Genomic DNA, 23,860 nt, shown 5'->3' with positions numbered 1-23,860 from the left:
GCTGGGCTGCGCAGCAGCCCCAAGACCCGGCGCCGCGGTGTGTCAGGCCTGATTACATCCAATTTTTTGGGGCCGCTTCGCAGCCCAGCGGGGATAAATCCCCTCGCCACAAGGTGTGTTCTCCATGCATAAGGTGGTGCGTCTCAAACCCGCACCACACCCTCTTCCCGCACAAACCGGTTCGCCCGCCCAAACGTGCCGAAATCATTGAACCGCACGCCCATCTCGCGCATCACTTGGTGGGCCACCGGCACCGTCATCTGGCGGATGTAGAACGGCTCTTTGACCACGAAATGATGGATGCCGTGGCTGCTGCCGAAGTTGAAGCAGAACGCCTGCAACGGCCACAGCCACCACGGGTTGAGCACCTGGGTTTGCTGGATGACATTGCCCGGCTCGATGTCGCCGTAATAATGCATGTTCGAGCTGATGAAATGCAGGCAAAAGGTGCGCAGCACGTTCGGGCCGATGATCACCACCGCCGCGATATCGATCACATGCATCACTGCCAGCGTGGCCGCCGACCAATCAATCGCCGTGCCAAGCAGATAGGCGACAGCGTTGGCCCCATGGAAACCGAGAAACACGTACCACGCGCCCCAGTGCAACAGCGCCAGCGGGAAATACACCTTCAGCGTGCGCTTGAGGATGCTGCGCTTGTGCGCCCAGGTCTTGGCCCGCAGCAGGCGAATGAACGCCGACATCACGTTGTCGCCCACCATCAGCAGCCGCGCCAGCCCCCAGGGCTCGCCGTTGGTGATGGCCCGCTCTTCCATGTCAGCCTCGCTGCCGGACACCTTGTGATGATTGAGGTGCAAGTGGCGGCGGATCCACGGGTTGATGGTGCTGGGCCGCGCCAGCCACACCAGGCCCATCATCAGATTGTGGGGTACGCGTTGCTTGCGAAAATACATGCTGTGGATCAGATCGTGTTCCAGCTCGTGGGTCAGGGACGCGAAAAAAGCGTTGAGCAGCAGGCACACCCAGCCAGCCAGGTGACCGTTGATGTAGAGCAGCGCCGAGCCGACCATCCCGGCCAGAGCAAACGCCAGGATGCCCGCGCCCAACGCATCCTGGTGGCGCAGGATCGGGTAGCGCTGGCGCAACTCCTCGCCCCGGGCCAGGACCACCTGGCGAATATGGGCCGATCGCTGTTGTGCATTCAATCGCTCGGGGCTTGCGCAAGTGCCGTGCATGGCTTACATCCTCTTCTATCGATGTGCTCATCCTGCCGGGCGATGCCCCCTAGGGTGGTAGCCGTAAACGCCAACCTGTTGACCGCAAGCGCCAATCGCCATGACTGAACCCACCTCCCTCGCCAGTTGGACCCGCGCCCTGCGCAAACAGCTTGATGCGTTGGGCCTGGACAGCCATGCCCTGTGTCTGGAGGCCGGGCTCGATCCGCAATGGATGGACGACCCGAATGCCCGTTATCCGCTCTCGGCCACCACGCGCCTGTGGGAGTTGGCCGTGCAGGCCAGCGGCGATCCGGCGATCGGCCTGCGGGTTTCGCGCTTCGTCAGTCCCACCACGTTCCACGCGTTGGGCTACGCCCTGGTGGCCAGCGGCAGCTTGCGAGAAGTGTTTGAGCGAATCGTGCGTTATCACCCGGTGGTCAGCGATGCGTTGACACTGCACTTGAGCCGCTGCGAAGACCGTTACCGCTTCACGCTCGACGTGCCCCAGGGCCGGGCGACGCCGGCCTTTGAAGCCATCGATGCATTCGCCGCGATTTACGTGCGCACGTGTCGCAACCGACTGGGCCGCGATTACGCACCGCTGGCGGTGTACTTGCGGCGCCCGGAACCGACGGACCCCGGCCCCTGGCATAAAGTGTTTCGTTCGCCTGTGTACTTCGGCGCCGGGCAAGATTGCCTGGAATTCAACCTCGCCGATTTCGACAGCCACCTGGACGACGCCAACCCGGAGCTGGCCGAACACAACGAGACGGTACTCAAGCGCACGCTCGCCCAGCTCCAGCCGCTGACCTGGGAGCGCAAGGTGCGAGCCGCTATCGAAGCCCAACTGCCCGAAGGCGAACCCAGCGCCGAGCGCATCGCCCAGGCCATGCACCTGAGCCTGCGCAGCCTGCAACGGCATTTGGCCGATGAAGGCTGCCGCTTCGACACGCTGCTTAACGAGTGTCGGGAAAACCTGGCGCTGCTGCACCTGCGCGATCCGCGGTGCTCACTGAGTGAAGTCGGTTATCTCCTGGGCTTTGCCGATGCCAGCAGCTTCAGCCGTGCGTTCAAGCGCTGGACCGGAATGACCCCGGGGCAGTTTCGTGAGGGTTTGCGCTAGGGCTTGCGTTGGCTGGGCCGGCCCAATCGCGAGCAGGCTCGCTTGTATGGTAGGACTTGAAGGGAGGAGGAGGGACAAGGTTCGCTTCTGACTGTTAGCGCAGTACAGACCGTGGGAGATTTCGCCCCTCCTCCTTTCACCCAAGCGCCGATAAAGAATGCATCTGGCCTAGACCGACGATAGGAACAAGCCTGCGCCTCTGGGTGAACCCTTCAAGTGTTCAAACCTTAGCCCGGAGGTTTTTCAATGGCAATGCCCGTCGCCATCCACCAACCGATCGTAGGTGTAGATGTCGCCAAGGACGAGTTGGTGATGTATCACGCCGAGTCAGATCAACTCGAGACGATCCCTAACACCAAAGCTGCGATCAAGAAATGGCTCAAGGCCTTGTCCACACGGGTGGATATTGCTATTGAGGCCACCAACATCTATCACTTGGAGTTCGCCGATCTGGCTCACAAGGCCGGCTGCTTGATCTATATGGTCGGTGGTTATGAGCTCAGTCACTACCGCAAAGGTGTGAACGTTCGCGCCAAGACCGATGCCCTGGATGCTCGCCTATTGGCCCGTTACCTGAAGAACGAAGGACAAGAGCTAAAACCCTGGAGTCCGCCATCGCCCTTGTATCGCAGGCTCGTAAGCCTTTTCCGGCGCCGTGCGGCTGTGGTTCAAGCCCGTGTCAGTCTGAGCCAAGCCTGGGCGAATGAGCCGCTGCTCAAAGCCGCGTTCAAGCGCCAAGTAAGCGCCATGCAAAGGCTGGAAACGCTGGTCGAACAAAAGATCCAGGAAGAGCTCAAGGAAGCGGGATTGCTGGGGCAGCTCAAACGCTGCATGAAAGTCGAAGGTATTGGCCTGTTGACCGGAGCGCGATTGATCACATCGTTTCAGCGTGGAGATTTCCGAAATGCCGATGCTTTCATCGCGTTTCTGGGGTTGGACCTGCGTATATCGCAATCAGGACGAAAAAAGGGGCGCAGTTGCCTGACCAAGCGAGGAGATCCGGAAGCTCGCCGCTTGCTCCACAACGCTGCGATGTCGGCAAGGCGCACCGAGAGATGGAAGGGGGTTTATGAGGCGTTACTGGCCCGAGGGCTGAGTACGACCCAAGCCATGGTGGCGTTGTCGCGCAAGCTTGCCCGAGTGGTATTCGCTCTGCTGAAAAGTCAGAGTGAATACCAGCCAAAAAGCGTTTAGGGGCTATTCATGCACCATAGAATCTCCCACATTTGATCTGTGGTGCACACAAACCCTGTGGGAGCGGGATTGCTCGCGAAGACCGCAGCACAGCCAACAGACCCACCGCTTTCGCGAGCAAGCCCGCTCCCACAGGTGCTGGGCCGGACTCAGATTGTGGTCAGGGCCCGCAACCGCTCGATATCCAGGATTTCAATCTCGCCATAAGCCAGCTGCACAATGCCCTGGCCCTGCAAGTCCTTGAGGATCTGGTTGGTGGTCTGGCGCGACAGTGAGAGCATGAGCGCCAGTTGCTCCTGGGGCAGTTGCAAGACCCGTCGCGCCGGTTCGATTTCGCCGTAGCCTTCGGCGATCATCAGCAGGCGATGGGCAACACGGACCGGGGCGGGCATCAGGCTCAGGTGTTCGAGATTGATGAAGGTCAGGCGCAGTTTATGGCTCATCAGCCGCGCAATATCTCGCCAATAGATTGGATGCTCTTGCAGAAACGCCATCAACGGCGCCTGCGGCAAGTGCAGCAATGTGCACTGGCCCACGCCCACCGCGTCATGGGTGCGCGGCTGGCCATCGAACAGACAGATTTCACCAAACCAGTGGGGTGCCTCCACCACGCTGAGCAGCGCTTCCTTGCCCTGTTCGTTCACTGCGCCAATCCGTACCGCGCCTTCCAATACGGCGTACATCCCGCAGGGCGGGTCACCGCGCTGGAACAACCGGTGTCCCGGTACCAGGCGGCGCACCCGCGACATGCCCAACAGACTATTCTGTAACTCAGCGGGCAAGTGGCTGTACCAGTGACCGGCCAACAGGTGCGAGTGCCAGGGATGCGTATTCATGGAAACTCCGGGACAAGTGTCGGCTAACTGACAGAACGCCTCGTGGAACCCGGGCATCATGCAGGCATCACCTCAGGAGGAACAACAATGAAAAGCCTCGTTGATCATCTCAGTCAATACGCCGCCTACCACCGCGACCCACGCAACATTGCCACGCACTTCATCGGCATTCCGCTGATTTTTGTCGCCGTCGCCGTGCTGCTGTCACGGCCGGGTTGGCCGGTAGGCGCGCTGCTAGTGTCGCCGGCGCTGCTGGTAGCGGTAGCCAGTGCCTGGTTCTATCTTCGCCTGGAACTGCGACTGGGCGTGCTGATGACGGTACTGCTGGCCCTGGCGCTATGGTTGGGCCAGGTGCTCGCCGCGCAAAGCACATTGGTATGGCTGGGCAGTGGCCTGGGAATGTTTGTGCTGGGCTGGGTGATCCAGTTCGTCGGCCACTATTACGAAGGCCGCAAGCCGGCGTTCGTCGATGACCTCACCGGGTTGATTGTCGGGCCGCTGTTCGTGGTGGTGGAGGCGGGCTTCCTGCTGGGGCTTCGCGGCGAACTGAAGCGGGCCATCGAGGAGCGCGTCGGGCCGGTGGCGTTGCGCAACCAGCGTTCGGCCGTCTGAATCTGTGGGAGCAAGGCTTGCCCGCGATGCAAACACCTCGGTGTAACGGATAGACCGAGGCGATGCCATCGCGGGCAAGCCTTGCTCCCACAAGCTCGCTCCCACAGGAGTTGGACCATTACCGCTCAAACCTTACAGCGCACCAAACTCGACCCGTATCGTCAGCGCGCCGGTGTTATCTTTCAAGCCAGACCCGTGCTGCCCGGTCAGGTCATCGTTGATGCACAGCTGCAGTTCCCCTTGCTGATCGCCCGGAACCTGCCCCAGATCACCCACCAGGAACGGCTTGCCACCATTGCCCACGCGACCTATCAAGGCGCCTTCGGCGGCACCGGGCAAGGCATAGCTGCTGTAGTCGATGTGCCTCGAACCGCCATTTCCATCGACATTGCCGCCCTGCGGACTGGCGCACCATTGTCCGCTGATGTAGCGAACCAGACGTGGAATCTCGGCGTTGACCTGCACGCCAGTGCCCTGCCAGGCGACATTGGATTGGACCTGCATCGTCACCGCCCGCAAGTCATTGGCCAGCGTATCCCCGGCCTGGAACGACAGCGCCGCGATGGTCAGGCTCGGGTTCGAGGTCCCGGTGCTGGGGAAGACGCCATCGCCCACCAGAAACAGGTTCTGGTGATCCCAACTGCGCTGGTATTTGTCGACCACCGATTTGTGCGGATCATCCCCCATGCGATAGGTCCCCATCAGGTGCCCGGCGCCCTGGAAGCTGTAAGGCACCCCCTGGTAGGTGAACAACCCGGGCGGAAGGGGTTTGGTCAGCTCCACCGCGCCGAGCAAGTCCTCGATGATGTGAGTTGCCAACAACTTCGCCTGCCGGAATCCCTCCTTGGTGTAAGCGGACAGGTCGTAGTGAATTTCCGGCCGGGGAATGCCGAGCCGGTCCTTGTACTCGGTGGACGGCACGATGTAGCAATTGGCGTGATCAGGATCGTCCTCGACCTGCTCCACCAGAAATCCGATCCGGAACTGGCGAATGAATATGTCGTTGAGCTTCTGGACCAGCGCTGTCCCGTACAGCACTTGCTGGGGTTCTTTGGCCGGCGGCAACGGGTTGGCACCGCCGTCGTTGCTGCCATCGATGAAATCAGCCACGGTTTTGTATGGGTCGGTGGCCGGCCAGTTCCAGCCCTCGTTGCCAATTTCGATACGCCACGCCGCGCGTTGCTTGCGAAAGTCACCGTCACGCAAGCTCTCAATGCCCGCTGTGGACACAGGGCCACGGTACGGAAATACCGCCTTGCCTTCCGGCATCAGCCCCCAGGCCAGGTAGATCGGGTGGTCGGCGAGGCTGCGCCCCACCTGCCCGCTGCTGTTGGCTACGCCTTTGGGCCAGGCTGAGCTGACGGAATTGAGCAACAGCTTGGGTGTTTCGATGGCATGGGCGGCGATCACATAACGCTGCCCGATGGCCACGCCAGTGCCAGTGGCCGGGCCGTAGCCCAACTGATACTGGATGAACTCCACACCATTGATGTTTTTGTCCGCCCCCACAGTCACCTTGCTGGCCACGGTTTTGTACAGTATCCGGACTTTGCCGGTGGCCAGTGCCTTGTTCATCGTCACGGTAGCGTCGTACTTGGCCTGGATCGGACAGATCGGTGTGCAATTGGTATTGCCGGCGCACACCCGGCGCCCGGCGTAAGGTTGGGAATTGCGCCCGGCCGGCGTCGGGCTGACAACCAGCGGCAAGCCATCGAAAGACTGCCCCGTCACGGCCGTGACAAAACTGCCATCGACCAGGGACAGCGGAATGCTATGCATCGGAAACTCATAGCCTTCAGGAAACGTCATGCCCAGATACGCCTGGTCGGCGACATTGGCCGACACGCCGATTTCCGCCTCTGCCCGGCAATAGGCACTTTGCAAGTCGTCGTAGCTGATCGGCCAGTCGACCCCAACACCATATTTTGACTTCAGGCGAAAATCGTTCGGCACCATGCGCAGGCATGTCCCGACCCAATGCCAGGTCGTCCCACCACCCACGCGCTCATAGGTACTGGTGAAGGGGAGCGGACCTTTCTGTACCAAATAGCTGACCTGAGGCTTATCCCAGCCAAGGATCAGATCGGCAATGGTCGCCCGTGGGGCGTTCTGTTCGGCCGGATTACGCGGGGTGTCCAGGTTCGACACGGGTGGGTAAGGCGATTCCGGGGTTTTAAGCGTCGCGGTGTAGAACCGCTCCAGGTATTGCGTGCGGTTGGCCGGGATCTCGGGGCCGGACTCAAGCACCAGCACATCCACTCCGGCCATGCTCAATTGGTAAGCAATGATGCTACCGGCCAGTCCTGCGCCAACGATCACCACTTCGGCTTGTTCGGTACTCATGACAAGGCTCCTTGCTGTCCGTTGGCAGGTACGCCGGTCAAGTCCTCAAGGCTCGATGGCTCAGCGTTCCAATAACCGAAGAAAGATTCGCTGTAGCCCATCGGATGGGCCTGGGCGATTTTCCAGGCCCAGCTGTAGATGTAGGCCTGGTCGGAGACCACCGTCGACTCACCCACTTTGAAATTCCCGGCGTCATACGGTTGGTACCAGACGCCCAGCAACCACAGCTTCATGATCGACCGCGCGGCCAGCACGGTTTGCGGGATCACCGGTTGCGGCCCGGTGCCCACCAGCACCTTTTGGGCGATCAGGTCCGGGGGTAGCTTTTGCGCTGCCTGCGCGGTGTATTGGGCCAGCAACGCATTGAGCACCTCAGGGGTAATGCGCGGGGTCACGTAGTCGAGAAATATCGGTGGTAAACCGACCGGGTCGATCTGCGGCGCCAACCGGTTTACGGGAATGCCGGTCAGGGCCGATGAAAGACCCACGAATTTGTCCAGATCACTGCTCATGGCTGACTCCTTGTCGCGCCGGTGGACTGTGCGCGTTCGAGCAAATAGGTGAAATCCGCGAAGCTGGTGCGCGGCGATTCGGTGGCATGGGTGGCCGCATTGCCATGGCACGCCATGCAACTGGACGACGCCTGGGGCACGGTGCCCTGGATGTAGGTTTCCAGCGTGGCGTTGGCCAGGAACGAGGGCGCGGGACTGCCCAACGGATTGGCGGCCGATACCTGGCAGGTGTCGGGTGGATCTGACGGCCACTGGGTACTGATCAGTTGGTAGTTGGCCCAGACGCTCTGCGCATTGACTGTGCGCAACAGGGCTTGATAGGTGGCGTTCAGGGTTTTGGTGGCCTCGGTCAGCGGTATCTCACGCACGATCTGCGAGGGTGTTGCCTTGACCGCCGGATTCCATGGCCGGGGCGGCGGCTGGTTGATGTCGCTTTGGCTGGAAGCGTTGTAGAACAGATAAGGCCCCACCCGCTGAGCCGGGGGTATGGTCTTTTCGGGTACGTTTTTCACATGTTCAAAGGTCGACCAGACCCACTGCGCGGCGCTATCGGTCTTGTGAACGATGTGCAGTCCCACCAGCCCCACCGGTTCGGACTTGCACGACTCCCCGACAATGGGTCCTTTGCTCGGGTCGCTGTTTCCCGGTGTATAGACCAGCGCATCGACGGTGTGAAAATCCTGCGGGCGATCATTGGCGCCCAGCACTTTCCACGACGCTTTCACCATCACCGCGCCGACGTCCTTTGTCTTGGTCGAGCCGCAGCTGAAAGCCACGGTGTTGGTTGGGTTTGCGGCAAAAAACTTCTGCTGGCCTTCGATGCTGTACAGACCATTGTCGACAATTGAATCGAACATCGATCGGTTGACCACGATTTCGTTACGCGTATAGGCACCGTTCTGATCCACCAGCGGGCCGCTCTCGAAAGGCTGGATAAACTCATCCAGCACATCGGGCACCTTGCCCATCTGCTGCAACAGGCGACCGGGCTTGAGCGACTTGCACGCCTCGGGAAGCGTCGCCGGCGCGTCCCAGGCCAGCGGCGCCTGCCCCTTGGCCCGGAAGATCTGGTAGCTCTCTTTCCAGCTTTCCCACACCGTCGCCCCATCCTGCTTGCCGATGGGGGTGCCGGTATTTGGATTGCCGTTGTCCAGCGCCGGCCAGTTCAGGGCAATGAAGGTTTGCCATGACAGGTCATCGAAATCGCGCTGAAGGCTGACCAGAGTGGGATGTTCCTCCGTAACCGTGACATCGAAGGGTATTTGCGGTGACAAGGCGGGGGCGGCGCTGGCGCAGGGGCTCAGCAAGACGCTTAACAATGCACAGCCGAACGGGCCATGCCGACTGACTTCCTTTCTCATACTTGATCTCCTTGGCATCAGGACGCCAGGAGATAACACCGGTCCGTCATAGACTCTCACTGCCTCCTGGCAGGTCAGAGTCTAGGTAGGGTTTGGTTCGCTAACAGGTGCAAAAGTAGAACCGATCGAAGCAAACCCAAGCGCTGTTATTCAGAATGGGACCGGGTCGTGACTGAAGCCGCCATCGCGAGCAGGCTCGCTCCCACAGGGAACTGGCGTTGGGCCGCAGATGTTGTGGCCGACACCGATCCACTTGTGGGAGCGGGCTTGCTCGCGAAAGCGGCGGGTCAAATTGCATCGAGGGTGAATGTGTCTACGCCTTCGCGAGCGAGCCTGCTCGCGATGCTTGTGATCTTAGAGGTTGGCGACTTTCTGCCAGACCTTCGGCCTGAAAAACAGCGTCTCGCCCTTCGCCAGGCCCACCAGGCTGTCGTGATCCTTCACCACTTCGGCTTCGATCAGTTCGCTCTGGCCCTCAACCTTCAAGGTCACCCGCGTCGTGGCGCCCAGCGGGCGGATGTCGCGCACCTCGGCGGCGTGGTGATCCTCCAATTCCGAACGCGACAGCGAGACCTCGTGGGGGCGGAATAGCACATGACGGTCTTCGCCCAGGTGCAGACGGTTGGAGTCGCCCAGGAAGTGGTACACAAAATCACTGGCGGGGTTTTCATACACATCGCCCGGTGAGCCGATCTGCTCGATCACGCCTTTGTTCATCACGACAATTCGGTCGGCGACTTCCATGGCCTCTTCCTGATCGTGGGTCACGAACACCGAGGTCAGGTTGATGTCCTCGTGCAGCCGCGCCAGCCAGCGCCGCAGTTCCTTGCGAACCTTGGCGTCGAGGGCGCCGAAGGGTTCGTCCAGCAGCAACACCTTGGGTTCCACCGCCAACGCCCGGGCCAGAGCAATGCGCTGGCGCTGGCCGCCGGAAAGTTGCTCGGGATAGCGATCGGCAAGCCAGTCCAGTTGCACCATGTTCAACAGTTCGTGGACCTTGGTTGCGATCTGGCTTTCGTTCGGGCGCTGGTTCCTGGGCTTCATGCGCAGGCCGAAGGCGACGTTGTCGAACACGGTCATGTGACGGAACAAGGCGTAGTGCTGGAACACGAAACCAACGTTGCGATCACGCACATCGTGGCCGGACACGTCCTCACCGTGAAACACGATATTGCCCAGGTCCGGGGTTTCAAGGCCGGCGATGATCTGCAGCAGCGTGGTCTTGCCGCAGCCCGACGGGCCGAGCAGCGCCACCAGCTCACCGCTCTGGATATCCAGGTTAATGTTGTCCAGGGCCTTGAACGCGTTGAAATGCTTGCTGACGTTACGGGCTTCAATCGACATGACTTATTCCTCCGCGCTGCTGTTGCGCAGACGGTTGATTCGGTTTTCGCTCCACTGCTTGAGCAGCAGGATCAAGAGCGCCAGGATCAGCAACAGGCTCGCCACGGCGAACGCAGCCACGTGGTTGTATTCGTTGTAGAGGATCTCGACGTGCAGCGGCAGGGTGTTGGTCACCCCGCGGATATGCCCGGACACCACCGACACCGCGCCGAACTCGCCCATGGCCCGGGCCGTACACAGCACCACGCCATAGATCAGGCCCCACTTGATGTTCGGCACAGTGACATGCCAGAACATTTGCCAACCATTGGCGCCCAGCAGGCGCGCGGCTTCCTCTTCCTGGGTGCCCTGCTCCTGCATCAGCGGGATCAGTTCGCGGGCCACGAAAGGCACGGTGACAAAAATGGTCGCCAGTACGATGCCCGGTAGCGCAAATACGATCTGAATGTCGTGATCCGAAAGCCACGGACCGAACAGCCCCTGGGCGCCGAACATCAGCACGTAGACCAGGCCTGCGATCACTGGCGAGACCGAGAACGGCAGGTCGATCAGGGTCACCAGCAGGCTTTTGCCACGGAATGAATACTTGCTCACGCACCATGCGGCGCTGACACCGAACACCAGGTTCAGCGGCACCGAGATCAGCACCGCGACCACCGTGAGCCTGAGCGCCGACAGGGCGTCGGGTTCGAAGATTGCGGCAAAGAACGCCCCCAGGCCCAGCTTCAGTCCCTGGGAGACCACGATGAACAGCGGCAGCAGCAGGAACAGCGCAAAAATCAACCAGCCAAGGCCAAGCAGGACTCGCCGCGAAGCAGCACTGCCACGGCGGGCGGCGTTGGTGGAGGCCGCGTAAATAGACGATTGGGACATTTCCGCGCCTCCTTATGGGGTTTCGATGCGCCGCTGCAGCAGGTTGATCAGCAGCAACAGGCCGAAGGAAACCACCAACATCAACACGCCGATGGAGGTGGCGCCGGTGTAGTCGTATTGGTCGAGCTTGACCATGATCAGCAGCGGCAGGATCTCGGTTTTCATCGGCATGTTGCCGGCGATGAAAATCACCGAACCGTACTCGCCCACGCCACGGGCAAACGCCAGGGCGAAGCCGGTCAGCCAGGCCGGCAGCAACGCCGGCACCAGGATGTGACGGACCACTTGCCATGGCTTGGCGCCGAGACAGGCGGCAGCCTCTTCGACTTCACGGGGAATATCGGCCAGCACCGGTTGCATCGTGCGCACCACGAACGGCAGCGTTACGAAGGTCAGCGCCAGGGTAATGCCCAGCGGGGTGTAGGCGATTTTCAAACCCAGGTCGGTGGCAAATTGGCCCACCAGGCCTGTCGGTGCATACAACGCCGTCAGCGCAATGCCGGCCACGGCGGTGGGCAGGGCGAATGGCAGGTCGATCATCGCATCGATGACCTTGCGACCAGGAAAGGTGTAGCGCACCAGCACCCAGGCCAGCAGCGTACCGATCAAGCCGTTGATGATCGCGGCGCACAGCGCGGTACCGAAGCTGAGCTGCAGGGCCGCCAGCACTCGTGGCGCCGAGATGATTGCCCAAAACTGTGCCCAGGTGAGCTGGGCGGCATGCACGAACATCGCCGCCAGCGGTATGAGCACAATCAGACTGAGGTACACCAGGGTGTAGCCCAGCGTCAGCCCGAAGCCGGGTATGACCGGTGAGATGCGACGCGACATAGAAGTCCTTGGTTGAGAACACACAGTGGGAGCAAAACTGGGTGGGAGCATGGCTTGCTCCCACAACATCCCTTGCCACAGATTCAGTGTCCGGCTTTAGCCTGTAATCAGCTCATTCAGGCCTGTCCAGCTCACTGCGCCTGATAAATCTGATCGAACACGCCGCCATCGTTGAAGAACTTCGGCTGGGCGGTTTTCCAGCCGCCGAAGTCCTTGTCGATGGTCACCAGCTCCAGTTCCGGGAATTGCTGGGAATACTTGGCGGCAACGTCCTTGTCCCGCGGGCGATAAAAGTTTTTCGCCGCGATTTCTTGCCCAGCCGGGCTGTACAAGTGTTTGAGGTAGGCTTCGGCGATCTCGGCGTTGCCCTTTTTTCCGGCGTTCTTGTCCACCACCGCCACCGGCGGTTCGGCGAGGATCGACAGCGACGGCACGACGATGTCGAACTTGTCGGCGCCACCGTCTTCCTTCAGTGCCAGGAAAGCTTCATTTTCCCAGGCCAGCAGTACGTCGCCCTGACCGTTGTTGACGAAGGTAATGGTCGAGCCACGGGCGCCGGTGTCGAGAATCGGCACATGCTTGAACAGTGCTTGCACATACTCCTTGGCCTTGGCCTCGTCACCGCCGTTGGCCTTGAGGCCATAGGCCCAGGCTGCGAGGAAGTTCCAGCGAGCGCCACCGGAAGTCTTCGGGTTCGGCGTGATGACCGACACGTCCTCCTTGATCAGGTCACCCCAGTCCTTGATGCCCTTGGGATTGCCCTTGCGCACCAGGAACACGATGGTCGAGGTGTATGGCGTGCTCGCCTCGGGAAGACGCTTTTGCCAATCCACCGGCAAGGATCGGCCCAGCCTGGCGATTTCATCAATGTCGCCGGCCAGGGCCAAGGTCACCACGTCGGCCCGCAAACCATCGATCACCGCCCGGCCTTGCTTGCCCGAGCCACCGTGGGACTGCTGGATCTTCACGCTGTCGTCCGGGTGCGCTTGCTTCCAGAAGCTGGTGAATTCGGCGTTGTAATCCTGATAAAGCTCGCGGGTCGGGTCGTAGGACACGTTGAGCAACTCGTAATCCTTGGCAAAAGCGGAACCTGCAAAAACAGCACTGGCCAGGGCGGCCAGGGCATAACGGCGAATTGAAGGCATGGTGAGGACTCCTGGAATTCCGGTTTTTTATGGCTGTGAAGTGTTGGTCTTCAACCCGGTTTGTGGCTCGGCTGCTGCAATCGGAATTTTTCCTTGCGCTCGATCTGGACCACCTGGGCGTTGTGCACCGTGATTTCCACCGCGCCAAAACGCAGATCGCGCAATGCGCTCTGGATCTCGCGCAAGATGGCTGCTTCGTCCTGGCCGTCAACGGTGCGTAGAGGTGCGCTCATGCTGATGCTCCCTGAAGAATCGCCTGACAATGGGCGGCACTGCCTGCGGCGTAGGAGCAATACTAGAGAGGCGTTGATATTCTTAAAAAGACTATTTAAGAATTTTTATATAACCAAAACTACAGAAAGTAACCGACGTCCTACGGCAGTGGGATCGGAGGCTTTTTCCCTGCCAAACCCTCGGATATTTCCTTCAAAACGCCGGGCTGTTCATGAACTAGGCACCCTGGTTTTGCACCGCTAACCTTGGTTCGTCATCGCAAAAAACGGTGACACGGACGTGCAAGTCCGGACTGGTACGCAATTGATTATGGCTATTGACCGAGCATTTTTTTATGCTCGCGTCCGTTATGGCAATTGTGCGTGGGAGACCTTCGGGTCTGCCGGCGGTACCGGACCGGTCTTGCACACCTACGTACAGTTGCCACCTCTTCGAATGCAAGCGAAAGGATGTCGACCCCAACTCTGGTACATAAAATATGGTCAAGCATTCACCGAATCCGCCGCAAAGCAGCCCCAAATCGCGCGTCCAAGCGCAGGAAGAAAAAAAGCTCGAAGACGCCGCCACCCGCGCCCTCGACTACTACCTCAACCCCAAGCCCGCCTCACCGCCCGAACCCGACAAAAATCAACTCTTCATCGCCTCCCCCCACATCGACACCGAAACCCTGCTCGCCAACGCCTCCGAAGACCTGCTCTCCATCAGCACCATCGCCGCCGACCTGGCTGACGACGTGGACGACTCACGCCGCTGCGTCGCCCTGGCGATCAGCCGCATGGCCGATGGGGTGCAGTTGTTGGTCGAGCGGGCGTTGGATCATTTGGAAACGAAGGAGATGGCGGCGCCTGGTGCCAAGGGGTAGCGCATAGCTTTGATGCAAGCTGAACCGGCGCCATCGCGAGAAAGCTCCCACAGGGTTCTGTGTCGAACCGAATCTCAAGTTCAACGCCAATCCATTGTGGGAGCGAGCCTGCTCGCGATAGCGGTGCATCAGTCCCTATCGATGCAAGCTAAACAGACGCCTTCGCGAGCAAGCCCGCTCCCACAGTTGGATTGGGTAAAACCGGAGAACCAGGTCGGCTGTCAGGCCGCCTCGCGAGCAAGCTTTGCTCCCACAGGTCCTGCTCAAACAGATCTGAGGGGTGTTACTCGACCAACATCAATACCACTGACGATCAAGCAATAACCGGCGCCCGGTCCCAATCCAACAGCGCCGCCGCCACGGGTCGACCGAACCAGTAGCCCTGCCCCATCCCACAGGCGTGCTCCAGCAGGAACGCCGCCTGCTCGCGCTGCTCGATGCCCTCGGCTTGCACTTGCATACCCATGCTCCGGGCCAGGGCGATGATTACCTGGACGATCGCTGCGTCGTCTTCATCCCACGGCAACCCGGCAACAAAGCCCTGATCAATCTTGAGCTTCTGGACGGGCAGGCGTTTGAGTCGCAGCAGCGACGAATAACCGGTACCGAAGTCATCGATAGCCAGTCGCACCCCCAGCTCCCGCAAACGATGCATTTGCTCCAGCGCCACCTCCGGGTCGTCCATCACCGCGCTTTCGGTTACTTCCAGTTCCAGACAGGCCGGGTCCAGGCCTGTGTCGTGCAGCACCCGGGCGACTTGCTCGTACAACTCACGACGGGCGAACAACCGGCTGGAGACATTGACCGCGACAAACGACAGCACCACTCCGGCCTGCTGCCACTGGCACATCTGTCGACAGGCCTGCTCCATGACCCAAGCATCGATCTGGGCAATCAGCCCGGTACGCTCGGCAATGGGAATGAATTCGGCTGGTGAAACCAGACCTCGCTCGGGATGTTCCCAGCGAACCAATGCCTCGACACCGACCAGACGGCTGGTCGCCAGATCGTGCACCGGTTGGTAATGGACCCGCAATTCCTGCTGCTGGAGGGCGCGACGCAGTTCGAAGGCGATCTCGACGCGCTGTTGGGCATGGGCTGTGAGTTCTTCGGTGTACAAGGCATAGCCGTCGCGCCCGGCGCTTTTGGCCTTGAACAGCGCCGAGTCGGCATTGCGCAGCAACTGCCCCGCACTGAGAGCGTCGCCGGGAAACAGGCTGATGCCCACGCTGGCATTGATGAACAAGAGCTGGTTGTCGAGGTGCAACGGCTCTTTCAGGGCATCGATAATGCGCTGGGCCAGAACCGCCGCCTGCGCTGGCTGCGAGCAGTTTTCCACCAGCACCGCAAACTCATCGCCCCCCAGCCGGGCCAGGGTCACACCGGGTGCAAACAGTCCGCGGAACCGCTCGGCGACGCTTTTGAGCAGTTGATCGCCAACGTGATGCCCCAGGCTGTCGTTGATGTTCTTGAAGTGGTCCAGGTCCACCAGCAACAAGGCGCAGCCGCGTTTGTGCAACTGCGACGATGCCAGGGCCTGCTCGGCGCGATCGGAAAACAGCAGGCGATTGGGCAGACCCGTCAGCGGATCGTGGTGAGCCAGATACGCCAGTTCGTGTTCCGAATCCTTGATCGCGCTGATGTCCGAAAACACCGCGACGTAATGGCTGACTTGACCGCTATCGTCGTGAATAACGCGGATCGTCTGCCATTGCGGGTAGATCTCGCCGCTTTTGCGCCGGTTCCAGATCTCGCCGCTCCACTCGCCAAGGCTGCCCAGGGATGCAAACATGTCCTGATAGAAATCCGGCCCGTGACGGCCAGACTTGAACAGGTTGGGCCGACGGCCCAGCACCTCGTCCCGGGTGTAACCGGTGATCGTCATGAAGGCCCGATTCACGTGCACGATCAGGCCGTTCGGGTCCGTCACCAACACCCCTTCGCGCGTGCAATCGAAGACTGCGGCCGCCTGGCGCAAACGCTCGCCATCGGCAGGCGGCTCGCCTTTACCGAAAATCCGCGATATCCGCACCCGAGCCAGAAAAATCAACCCGGCGCTGACCAGCACCCAGGCATAACCGTTGATCAACTGCCAGCGAAGCTGATCAGCAGATTGATCGAAAAATCTGCTCAGTAAATAACCAACCAACTGCAGCCAGATGACCGACAGCAGGAGGTAAAGCAGCGCACCACGCATGGCGCTGCGGTGATAGACGGTCATTCGGTCATCCATGTCCCACAAAGAGGTGGGAATTATAGAGTAAGAAACATCCTGCCACTGTTATCTGAAAGGCCGACTGGTTTTATCTGTACGGCAGGTGATAATGCAACGGCTGTTTCTATCTTTATCGAGGGCCCTATAGCCTATGTGGTACGAAGGTTTTCTTGGCTTGTCGCCCTGGTCACTGGTGGCAGTCACCCTGCTGATGACCCATGTCACGATCATTGGCGTCACGGTCTACCTGCACCGTTATTCGGCTCATCGCTCCCTGGAGCTCAACGCCGGCCTCAAACATTTCTTCCGCTTCTGGCTGTGGCTGACCACGGCGCAGAACACCCGCGAGTGGACCGCCATCCACCGCAAGCACCATGCCAAATGCGAAACCGTCGACGATCCCCACAGTCCGGTGATCAAAGGCCTGTCCACCGTGCTGCGCAAAGGCGCCGAGCTGTATCGCGCCGAAGCGGAAAACCCCGAAACCCTGCGCATCTACGGCAAGAACTGCCCTGACGACTGGATCGAGCGCAACCTCTACAGCCGTTTCCCGATACTGGGCGTGGCGATCATGGGCGTCATCGACCTGCTGCTGTTCGGCACCATCGGCATCACCATCTGGGCCATCCAGATGATGTGGATTCCGGTCTGGGCCGCCGGCGTGGTCAATGGCCTGGGCCATGCCGTGGGCTACCGCAACTTCGAATGCCGCGACGCGGCGACCAACCTGGTGCCCTGGGGCATCCTGATCGGTGGCGAAGAACTGCACAACAACCATCACACCTATCCCAATTCGGCCAAACTGTCGGTACGCAAATGGGAGTTCGATCTGGGCTGGGCCTGGATCCAGGTGTTCAGCTTCCTGCGCCTGGCCAAGGTCCAGCGCGTGGCGCCGATCGCCCACCGGGTCGAAGGCAAGGGCCACCTGGACATGGACACCGCCATGGCGATCCTCAACAACCGTTTCCAGATCATGGCCCAGTACCGCAGGCTGGTTATCGCACCGCTGGTCAAGCAGGAACTGGAAAAGGTCGATCACTCGGTCCGCCACCAGTTCCACCGGGCCAAACGCCTGCTGTCGCGGGAAACCAGCCTGCTGGATGAACGTCACCACGCGCGCATCCAGAGCATGCTGGAACACAGCCATGCGTTGAAGGTGATCTACGAAAAACGCCTGGCCTTGCAGCAGATCTGGGTCAAGACCAGCAGCAACGGCCATGACATGCTCGCAGCCATCAAGGAGTGGATCCACGAAGCCGAGGCCAGCGGCATCCAGTCCCTGCGCGACTTCGCTGACCAGCTCAAGACCTACTCGCTGCGACCTGCAACGGCCTGACAAGATCACTGTGGTGAAGGGCTCCTGTGGCGAGAGGATAAATCCCTCGCCACAGGTTCAGCCCCGATAATTTGACTCGCTAAATCCCCCGCCCTTCGTCGCCTGAAAAGGAACTTCGCCCCGAATCCCTTATCTCAAAGAGCACTTCGCCATACTGGCGGGCTTTGGAGCAAGCGCGTGCCAATCCACAGCAGTGCACGTTCTTTGAGATTTGTGCCGATGGTCGACAAGAACCTACAGGATTCGTCCCACCCTCATTGGCCCGAAGCGGCCCAGACGCTCATGGCGCTGATGCACGCCCAGGGCGAAGTCGCGCGCCTGAGCGAGCGTGAGCAGCTATTCAGTTCATTGCTGGTCAGCGTCAACGCGGTGCTGTGGGCGTTCAACTGGGAAACCCGACAAGTCCTGTACGTCAGCCCCGCCTATGAACGAATCTTCGGTCGACCGGCGGGCTTGGTGCTGGCCGATTTCAACGAATGGCGCGACGCAATCTACCCCGACGATCTGGAATACGCCGAACGCAGCCTGGCCGAAGTGCTGGTCAAAGGTGCCGTGGAAGATCGCGAATACCGCATCATCGCTGCCAATGGCCAAATCCGCTGGCTGAGCGACAAGTGCTTCATCAACCGTAAGGCCGAGTCGGGACAACCAGTGATCGTGGTGGGCATCGCCGAAGACATCACCGAAAAAAAACTGCTGGAAAGCGAACTGCAGCGACTGGCGACTACCGACGTGCTCACCCAGAGCAGCAATCGCCGCCACTTCTTCGAATGTGCTCACCGCGAATTCGCACAGGCGCGGCTGCAAGGAACACCCATGGCGTTCCTGTTGCTGGACATCGATGATTTCAAGGTAATCAACGACACCTATGGTCATCAGGAAGGCGATACCGTGCTGCAGAAAATCGCCGAAAGCGGACGCTCCGTGCTCAGGCGCGGCGACCTGTTCGGACGAATCGGTGGTGAAGAGTTCGCCGCGGTATTTCCTGGCTGTGCCCCGGACATGGCATTGCAAGTCGCCGAGCGTTTGCAGCGCGAGATTCAGCGCCTGGCATTCCGCAGCGGGGAGCAGAACTTCGGCATCACCGTCAGCCAAGGCCTGACCAGCATCACCGACGAAGACCAGTCCCTGGATACTCTGTTCTCCCGCGCCGACGCGGCCATGTACGAAGCCAAGCGCCAGGGGAAAAATCGCATCATTGCGGCTTGAGCAATCTCGTCGCCAAGGAGCCAGCAAAACTCCAGTCATACCCCCTGTGGGAGCGAGCCTGCTCGCGAGGGCGGACTGACAGCCGGCGCATCGTTGAATGGCAGGCTCGCTCCCACAGGGGTTAGTCAGCGGCCTTACTTCCTGCGTATGCGCATCAACTCTGGCAATCCGATCTTCAACAAACGCGCCGTGCGACCACGGGCCAGCTCTTCAAGCCCTTCATGCTCGGTCAGATGGGCCATCTGCGCCGCCATGTTCATCACCAGCGCCTCCCGGGAGTAAACCCCGCCCCCCAGGCCATAAGCCGCCGCAATCAGCTCTCGCAACTCCAATGGCAAGCGCCAGCGCGTACGCAATGCCGAACCGAAGCTGGCGCCGTACTGATCGAGTGCATTGCCCACTTCTTCCAGATCGTCCAACTCCCCACCGGCCTGCTTCCATTCTTCCAGGCAGCGCAACAATGCCAAGTCCCCTAGACGATGCAACAGCCCGGCGCAATAACAGCGCTCCTGCTCCAGATCCAGCAGCCGCGCCAGCATCCGGGCGTGCTCGGCGGTGTGCAGCGACAATTCCCAGTAACGCTCGGCATAGTCCGCCAGGTACGGGACACTCAGCCGGGCACAGCGCTTGAGGGTCAAGCCGAGAATCAGGTTCATGCTCTGCCCGGTGCCTAACTGCTGCAGCGACTGAGCCACCGTCTGCACCCGGCCGCCACCTTGGTGTTGCGCAGCGCTGTTGGCCGCGGCGATCAATACGGCGGTGATTTGCGGGTCGGTGCGGATTTCCTCTTCCAGCAGTTTCAGGTCCAGACCGCCGGGGTTGAGGCTGCGCTTTACGGCCACTTGCACATCGGTCATCAACGGCGCGCCTTCGGCAGAATCACGTCGACGCTCCAAGAAGGCTTTCAGGGTCTGCCCCGGGGCTGACACGTCGGTGAAGCCATCCTCAGCGCTGCTCAACAGCAGCCCCTGCAAACGCTGGGTCAGGTCTTCCCGGTTCAAGGGCTTGGTCAGATAGGCCGCTGGCGCCAGTGGCAAGACCTCACGTACGCTGGCGCTATCGTTGCGCCGGCTCATCAGAATAAACGGCAACACCGGTTTTCGATGCTGCTGTCGAAGGCCCCGCAGGATGCTCAGGCCATCGACGCCCGGCAGCTCCCAATCGGCGATCACCAGATCGTACGCATTGTGCGCCAGCAGATTCAGGGCTTGCTGGCCCTCACCGCACGTATCCACCTGGGCATCGCAGCGTATGCCCGACAACACTTGCTCAAGCAGCTCCCGAGACGCCGGATCAGCCTCGGCGATCAACACACGCGGTACAGCGGGTAAATCCACAGCAGTCATGCAGTATCGCTCCCTCGCAATACTTGCACCTTAGTCAATGGTGGCCGTTGCAGACAGCGAAAATGAAAAAACCCGCTGCGAAGCGGGTTTTTGTGGATCAACGCACAGCTCAGTGCTCGTAAATATCAGAGCTCGGAGAAGCACTCTTCGATGATTGCCAAGCCTTTGTCCAATTGCTCGTCTGGCGAGGTCAATGGCACCAGCACCCGCAGGACGTTGCCGTAGGTGCCGCAGGACAGCAGGATCAAGCCCTTGTCGCGAGCCTTGGCCACAACCTGAGCCACTGCCGCCGCGTTCGGCTTATGGGTATCACCATTTTCGAACAGCTCCACGGCGATCATCGCGCCCAGAGCGCGCACTTCACCGATGACCGGGTATTTCTTCTGGATGGCCTTGAGGCCAGTCACTAGGCGCTCGCCCACCGCTTTGCAGCGATCGAGCAGTTGTTCTTCCTCAAACACTTCCATCACCGCCAGCGCAGCAGCGCAGGCAATCGGGCTGCCAGCGTAGGTGCCGCCCAGGCCACCAGGGGCGATAGCGTCCATGTACTCGGCCTTGCCGCAGACACCGGCCAACGGGAAGCCACCGGCGATGGATTTGGCGAAAGTAGTCAGGTCGGCGGCAACACCCATCTGCTCCATGGCGAAGAAAGTGCCAGTACGACCGGCACCGGTCTGTACTTCGTCAGCGATCAGCAGAATGCCGTGCTGATCACAGAGGGCGCGCAGGCGCTTCATGAATTCCTTGGGCGCCACGTAGAAACCACCCTCGCCCTGTACCGGCTCGATGATGATTGCAGCGATGTCACGGGGCTCGGCGTCGTTCTTGAAGATGCGCTCGATGCTGGCGATGGAGTCGTCGATGCTCACGCCGTGCAGTTCGTTCGGGTACAGCGCGCGGAAGATGCCGCCGGGCATCAGGCCCATGCCGGCCGAATACGGCACGACTTTACCGGTCAGGCCCAAGGTCATCATGGTGCGGCCGTGGTAGGCGCCGGTAAAAGCGATGACACCCGCACGACCAGTCGCGGCGCGGGCGATTTTTACGGCGTTCTCCACCGCTTCGGAACCTGTGGTCACCAGCAGGGTTTTCTTGGCGAAATCACCCGGTACCTTGGCGTTGATTTTTTCGCACAGTTCCACATACGGCTCGTAAGCCAGGACCTGGAAGCAGGTGTGGGTCAGCTTGTTCAGCTGTTCGGTCACGGCGGCGATGATTTTCGGGTGGACGTGGCCGGTGTTCAGCACCGCGATGCCGCCGGCGAAGTCGATGAATTCACGGCCTTCAACGTCGGTTACCGTGGCGTTCTTCGCCGACTCGGCGAAGATCGGGTGAATCTGGCCAACACCGCGTGGTACAGCGGCTTCGCGGCGTTTCATCAGGGAAGCGTTGGTCTTGCTCATTGAATATGTCCTCATTCGCCGCTCATCGGCGGCGTAGTTCAAGGCGTACATGGCAGGGAGGCAACCGCGACAGCATGCGATGATCGACTGTCACAGCGTTCCGGCCACAAGAAACAGAACGGGTGAAACGCGCAAAGGGACAGCGCTCTCGTGCCCTTTGCGCTTGCAGCAGAATCAGATACCGAGGCAGAGGTATTTGATTTCCAGGTAATCCTCGATGCCGTACTTGGAGCCTTCACGGCCCAGGCCCGACGCCTTGATGCCGCCGAACGGCGCGACTTCGTTGGAGATCAAACCGGTGTTGACGCCGACCATGCCGTATTCCAGTGCCTCGGCCACGCGGAACACACGGCCCAGGTCGCGGGCATAGAAGTACGAGGCCAGGCCGAACTCGGTGTCGTTGGACATCGCGATCACTTCGGCTTCGTCTTTGAAGCGGAACAGCGGCGCCAACGGACCGAAGGTTTCTTCCTTCGCCACAGCGGCGCTCGATGGTACGTTGGTCAGGATAGTCGGCTCGAAGAAGTTGCCTTCCATGGCCTTGCCGCCAGCCAGCACGGTCGCGCCTTTGCTGATCGCGTCGGCGATGTGCTCTTGCACCTTGGCAACCGCTTTCTCGTCGATCAACGGACCAGTAGTCGTGCCATCGTCCAGACCGTTGCCGATCTTGAGCTTGGCGACCGCCACTTTGAGTTTTTCAGCGAAAGCGTCATACACCGAATCCTGGATGTACAGACGGTTGGCGCAGACGCAGGTCTGGCCGTTGTTGCGGTATTTGGAAATGATCGCGCCCTCGACGGCCTTATCCAGGTCCGCGTCGTCGAACACGATGAACGGTGCATTACCGCCCAGTTCCAGGGACACTTTCTTGATGTCCTTGGCGCATTCGGCCATCAACTGGCGACCGATTTCGGTCGAGCCGGTGAACGACAGCTTGCGCACGATCGGGTTGCTGGTCAGCTCGCCGCCGATGTCGCCGGCACTGCCGGTGACCACGCTCAGCACACCTTGCGGGATGCCGGCACGGTGGGCCAGCTCAACCAGGGCCAGGGCCGAGAACGGGGTTTGCGAAGCCGGCTTGATGACCATGGTGCAGCCAGCGGCCAGGGCCGGGCCGGCTTTACGGGTGATCATCGCGGCCGGGAAATTCCACGGGGTAATCGCAGCGGTCACACCGATCGGCTGCTTGATCACGATCAGGCGCTTGTCGGGCTGGTGGCCAGGAATCACATCACCGTAGATGCGCTTGGCTTCTTCGGCGAACCATTCGATAAACGAGGCAGCGTAAACAATTTCGCCCTTGGCTTCGGCCAGCGGCTTGCCTTGTTCCAGGGTCATCAGGCGACCAAGGTCATCCTGGTTTTCGATCAGCAATTCGTACCAGCGGCGCAGCTTGTTAGCGCGCTCTTTGGCGGTGAGGGCGCGCCAGGCTGGCAACGCCTTGTCGGCGGCTTCAATCGCCCGACGGGTTTCGGCAGCGCCCATCTTCGGCACAGTGCCCAACACTTCGCCCGTTGCCGGGTTGGTAACCTTGATCGTCTGACCATTGTCCGCATCGACCCAAGCGCCATCGATGAAGGCTTGCTGGCGGAACAACTGGGTGTCTTTAAGCTGCATGTCGGCTTTCCTTAACAGCACCGCGCACACGCGCAGCGAATTAGATTTGTAGAAAGGCGCCTTATGGGCTGCCGTCAGGGAAATCATCCACCGGGCTGAAGCACAGAAATAACGCACATAAGCACAGACGTGCGGTTCAGCACTCAGACAAGAGCGTTTGAAATCTCAAACGAATCCTAGGGCCGATGGGGGTGAAGGACAATAGGGTGTTCGAAAAAAAGAACGAAAAAGCTGAATTTGCCCACTTTTTCTGATCAGCGTAGCCCATGCCCGCCTATGCTTATGA

20 protein-coding genes are annotated in these 23,860 nt (G+C 60.3%); 6 read left to right on the top strand and 14 right to left on the bottom strand.

What is annotated here, in order from left to right:
- Positions 1-143 precede the first annotated feature (143 nt).
- Positions 144-1,196 (bottom strand): fatty acid desaturase, encoded by a 1,053-nt coding sequence (locus tag PSH57_RS01095; RefSeq protein ID WP_305387326.1) that lies wholly within the window; start codon positions 1,194-1,196, stop codon positions 144-146.
- Between the two features lie 100 nt (positions 1,197-1,296).
- On the opposite strand from PSH57_RS01095, the gene PSH57_RS01090 reads away from it, so the two are divergent.
- Both PSH57_RS01090 and PSH57_RS01085 read left to right on the top strand, forming a co-directional pair.
- Complete coding sequence (locus PSH57_RS01090) at positions 1,297-2,301, top strand: AraC family transcriptional regulator (protein WP_305387325.1); 1,005 nt, start codon at positions 1,297-1,299, stop codon at positions 2,299-2,301.
- A 246-nt stretch (positions 2,302-2,547) separates the two neighbouring features.
- Positions 2,548-3,495: an IS110 family transposase gene (locus PSH57_RS01085; RefSeq protein ID WP_305387324.1), complete on the top strand. Its 948-nt coding sequence runs from the start codon at positions 2,548-2,550 to the stop codon at positions 3,493-3,495.
- A gap of 149 nt (positions 3,496-3,644) precedes the next feature.
- Here the strand turns inward: PSH57_RS01085 and PSH57_RS01080 are convergent, their stop codons facing one another.
- Entirely contained in the window at positions 3,645-4,331 is a 687-nt protein-coding gene (locus PSH57_RS01080; protein ID WP_305387323.1) for a Crp/Fnr family transcriptional regulator, read from the bottom strand.
- Between the two features lie 87 nt (positions 4,332-4,418).
- On the opposite strand from PSH57_RS01080, the gene PSH57_RS01075 reads away from it, so the two are divergent.
- Entirely contained in the window at positions 4,419-4,943 is a 525-nt protein-coding gene (locus tag PSH57_RS01075) for an Mpo1 family 2-hydroxy fatty acid dioxygenase (protein WP_305387322.1), read from the top strand.
- A gap of 132 nt (positions 4,944-5,075) precedes the next feature.
- On the opposite strand, the gene PSH57_RS01070 is transcribed toward PSH57_RS01075, so the two are convergent.
- From PSH57_RS01070 to oscA, 8 genes are all read right to left on the bottom strand, one after another.
- On the bottom strand, positions 5,076-7,286 hold the full coding sequence (locus PSH57_RS01070) for a GMC family oxidoreductase (RefSeq protein ID WP_305387321.1): 2,211 nt from the start codon (positions 7,284-7,286) through the stop codon (positions 5,076-5,078).
- Positions 7,283-7,798 carry a sorbitol dehydrogenase gene (locus tag PSH57_RS01065; RefSeq protein WP_305387320.1) on the bottom strand — a complete coding sequence of 172 codons (516 nt, stop codon included), beginning with the start codon at positions 7,796-7,798 and terminating at the stop codon, positions 7,283-7,285. Before PSH57_RS01065 ends, PSH57_RS01070 begins: the two co-directional genes overlap by 4 nt.
- Complete coding sequence (locus PSH57_RS01060; RefSeq protein WP_305387319.1) at positions 7,795-9,159, bottom strand: cytochrome C; 1,365 nt, start codon at positions 9,157-9,159, stop codon at positions 7,795-7,797. Before PSH57_RS01060 ends, PSH57_RS01065 begins: the two co-directional genes overlap by 4 nt.
- A 354-nt stretch (positions 9,160-9,513) precedes the next feature.
- Positions 9,514-10,503: a sulfate/molybdate ABC transporter ATP-binding protein gene (locus PSH57_RS01055; RefSeq protein ID WP_305416276.1), complete on the bottom strand. Its 990-nt coding sequence runs from the start codon at positions 10,501-10,503 to the stop codon at positions 9,514-9,516.
- A 3-nt stretch (positions 10,504-10,506) separates the two neighbouring features.
- Positions 10,507-11,376 (bottom strand): sulfate ABC transporter permease subunit CysW, encoded by an 870-nt coding sequence (cysW, locus tag PSH57_RS01050; protein WP_305387317.1) that lies wholly within the window; start codon positions 11,374-11,376, stop codon positions 10,507-10,509.
- A gap of 12 nt (positions 11,377-11,388) precedes the next feature.
- A complete protein-coding gene (gene cysT, locus PSH57_RS01045) occupies positions 11,389-12,207 on the bottom strand; it encodes a sulfate ABC transporter permease subunit CysT (RefSeq protein WP_305387316.1) in 819 nt (272 codons plus the stop codon).
- Positions 12,208-12,338: 131 nt separating this feature from the next.
- Positions 12,339-13,352, bottom strand: a complete 1,014-nt coding sequence (locus PSH57_RS01040; protein WP_305387314.1) for a sulfate ABC transporter substrate-binding protein — start codon at positions 13,350-13,352, stop codon at positions 12,339-12,341.
- Between the two features lie 50 nt (positions 13,353-13,402).
- The gene (oscA, locus tag PSH57_RS01035; RefSeq protein WP_305387312.1) at positions 13,403-13,585 is read right to left on the bottom strand and encodes a sulfur starvation response protein OscA; all 183 of its coding nucleotides are present in this window, start codon (positions 13,583-13,585) and stop codon (positions 13,403-13,405) included.
- A 479-nt stretch (positions 13,586-14,064) separates the two neighbouring features.
- Between oscA and PSH57_RS01030 the strand changes: the two genes are divergently transcribed.
- Entirely contained in the window at positions 14,065-14,448 is a 384-nt protein-coding gene (locus PSH57_RS01030; protein ID WP_305387310.1) for a DUF6124 family protein, read from the top strand.
- 313 nt (positions 14,449-14,761) lie between these two features.
- Here PSH57_RS01030 and dibA read toward each other — a convergent pair whose 3' ends face one another.
- Complete coding sequence (dibA, locus tag PSH57_RS01025; protein ID WP_305416275.1) at positions 14,762-16,669, bottom strand: phosphodiesterase DibA; 1,908 nt, start codon at positions 16,667-16,669, stop codon at positions 14,762-14,764.
- A gap of 145 nt (positions 16,670-16,814) precedes the next feature.
- Here dibA and desA point away from each other — a divergent pair, with 145 nt between their 5' ends.
- Positions 16,815-17,999, top strand: coding sequence for a delta-9 fatty acid desaturase DesA (desA, locus tag PSH57_RS01020; protein ID WP_305416274.1), 1,185 nt, complete (start codon positions 16,815-16,817; stop codon positions 17,997-17,999).
- Positions 18,000-18,218: 219 nt separating this feature from the next.
- Complete coding sequence (locus tag PSH57_RS01015) at positions 18,219-19,208, top strand: GGDEF domain-containing protein (protein ID WP_305387308.1); 990 nt, start codon at positions 18,219-18,221, stop codon at positions 19,206-19,208.
- Positions 19,209-19,342: 134 nt separating this feature from the next.
- Here PSH57_RS01015 and PSH57_RS01010 read toward each other — a convergent pair whose 3' ends face one another.
- The 3 genes from PSH57_RS01010 to gabD all read right to left on the bottom strand — a co-directional run bounded on the left by PSH57_RS01010 (position 19,343) and on the right by gabD (position 23,574).
- Positions 19,343-20,554 carry an HDOD domain-containing protein gene (locus PSH57_RS01010; protein WP_305387306.1) on the bottom strand — a complete coding sequence of 404 codons (1,212 nt, stop codon included), beginning with the start codon at positions 20,552-20,554 and terminating at the stop codon, positions 19,343-19,345.
- Positions 20,555-20,679: 125 nt separating this feature from the next.
- Complete coding sequence (gene gabT / locus PSH57_RS01005; protein ID WP_305387304.1) at positions 20,680-21,957, bottom strand: 4-aminobutyrate--2-oxoglutarate transaminase; 1,278 nt, start codon at positions 21,955-21,957, stop codon at positions 20,680-20,682.
- Between the two features lie 174 nt (positions 21,958-22,131).
- Positions 22,132-23,574 (bottom strand): NADP-dependent succinate-semialdehyde dehydrogenase, encoded by a 1,443-nt coding sequence (gene gabD, locus PSH57_RS01000; RefSeq protein ID WP_305387302.1) that lies wholly within the window; start codon positions 23,572-23,574, stop codon positions 22,132-22,134.
- Positions 23,575-23,860: the final 286 nt, after the last annotated feature.

This window comes from Pseudomonas hefeiensis (assembly GCF_030687835.1).
In the GTDB taxonomy this organism is placed as follows: Bacteria; Pseudomonadota; Gammaproteobacteria; order Pseudomonadales; family Pseudomonadaceae; genus Aquipseudomonas; species Aquipseudomonas hefeiensis.
Note: the sequence above shows the minus strand (reverse complement) of the source record. Positions and strands in the feature narration are given on the sequence as shown.

What these genes read in the sequence shown, in the direction of transcription:
- PSH57_RS01095 (WP_305387326.1), bottom strand. Translation starts at nt 1,196, where the DNA reads ATGCACGGCACTTGCGCAAGCCCCGAGCGATTGAATGCACAACAGCGA.
- PSH57_RS01090 (WP_305387325.1), top strand. Translation starts at nt 1,297, where the DNA reads ATGACTGAACCCACCTCCCTCGCCAGTTGGACCCGCGCCCTGCGCAAA.
- PSH57_RS01085 (WP_305387324.1), top strand. Translation starts at nt 2,548, where the DNA reads ATGGCAATGCCCGTCGCCATCCACCAACCGATCGTAGGTGTAGATGTC.
- PSH57_RS01080 (WP_305387323.1), bottom strand. Translation starts at nt 4,331, where the DNA reads ATGAATACGCATCCCTGGCACTCGCACCTGTTGGCCGGTCACTGGTAC.
- PSH57_RS01075 (WP_305387322.1), top strand. Translation starts at nt 4,419, where the DNA reads ATGAAAAGCCTCGTTGATCATCTCAGTCAATACGCCGCCTACCACCGC.
- PSH57_RS01070 (WP_305387321.1), bottom strand. Translation starts at nt 7,286, where the DNA reads ATGAGTACCGAACAAGCCGAAGTGGTGATCGTTGGCGCAGGACTGGCC.
- PSH57_RS01065 (WP_305387320.1), bottom strand. Translation starts at nt 7,798, where the DNA reads ATGAGCAGTGATCTGGACAAATTCGTGGGTCTTTCATCGGCCCTGACC.
- PSH57_RS01060 (WP_305387319.1), bottom strand. Translation starts at nt 9,159, where the DNA reads ATGAGAAAGGAAGTCAGTCGGCATGGCCCGTTCGGCTGTGCATTGTTA.
- PSH57_RS01055 (WP_305416276.1), bottom strand. Translation starts at nt 10,503, where the DNA reads ATGTCGATTGAAGCCCGTAACGTCAGCAAGCATTTCAACGCGTTCAAG.
- cysW (WP_305387317.1), bottom strand. Translation starts at nt 11,376, where the DNA reads ATGTCCCAATCGTCTATTTACGCGGCCTCCACCAACGCCGCCCGCCGT.
- cysT (WP_305387316.1), bottom strand. Translation starts at nt 12,207, where the DNA reads ATGTCGCGTCGCATCTCACCGGTCATACCCGGCTTCGGGCTGACGCTG.
- PSH57_RS01040 (WP_305387314.1), bottom strand. Translation starts at nt 13,352, where the DNA reads ATGCCTTCAATTCGCCGTTATGCCCTGGCCGCCCTGGCCAGTGCTGTT.
- oscA (WP_305387312.1), bottom strand. Translation starts at nt 13,585, where the DNA reads ATGAGCGCACCTCTACGCACCGTTGACGGCCAGGACGAAGCAGCCATC.
- PSH57_RS01030 (WP_305387310.1), top strand. Translation starts at nt 14,065, where the DNA reads ATGGTCAAGCATTCACCGAATCCGCCGCAAAGCAGCCCCAAATCGCGC.
- dibA (WP_305416275.1), bottom strand. Translation starts at nt 16,669, where the DNA reads ATGACCGTCTATCACCGCAGCGCCATGCGTGGTGCGCTGCTTTACCTC.
- desA (WP_305416274.1), top strand. Translation starts at nt 16,815, where the DNA reads ATGTGGTACGAAGGTTTTCTTGGCTTGTCGCCCTGGTCACTGGTGGCA.
- PSH57_RS01015 (WP_305387308.1), top strand. Translation starts at nt 18,219, where the DNA reads ATGGTCGACAAGAACCTACAGGATTCGTCCCACCCTCATTGGCCCGAA.
- PSH57_RS01010 (WP_305387306.1), bottom strand. Translation starts at nt 20,554, where the DNA reads ATGACTGCTGTGGATTTACCCGCTGTACCGCGTGTGTTGATCGCCGAG.
- gabT (WP_305387304.1), bottom strand. Translation starts at nt 21,957, where the DNA reads ATGAGCAAGACCAACGCTTCCCTGATGAAACGCCGCGAAGCCGCTGTA.
- gabD (WP_305387302.1), bottom strand. Translation starts at nt 23,574, where the DNA reads ATGCAGCTTAAAGACACCCAGTTGTTCCGCCAGCAAGCCTTCATCGAT.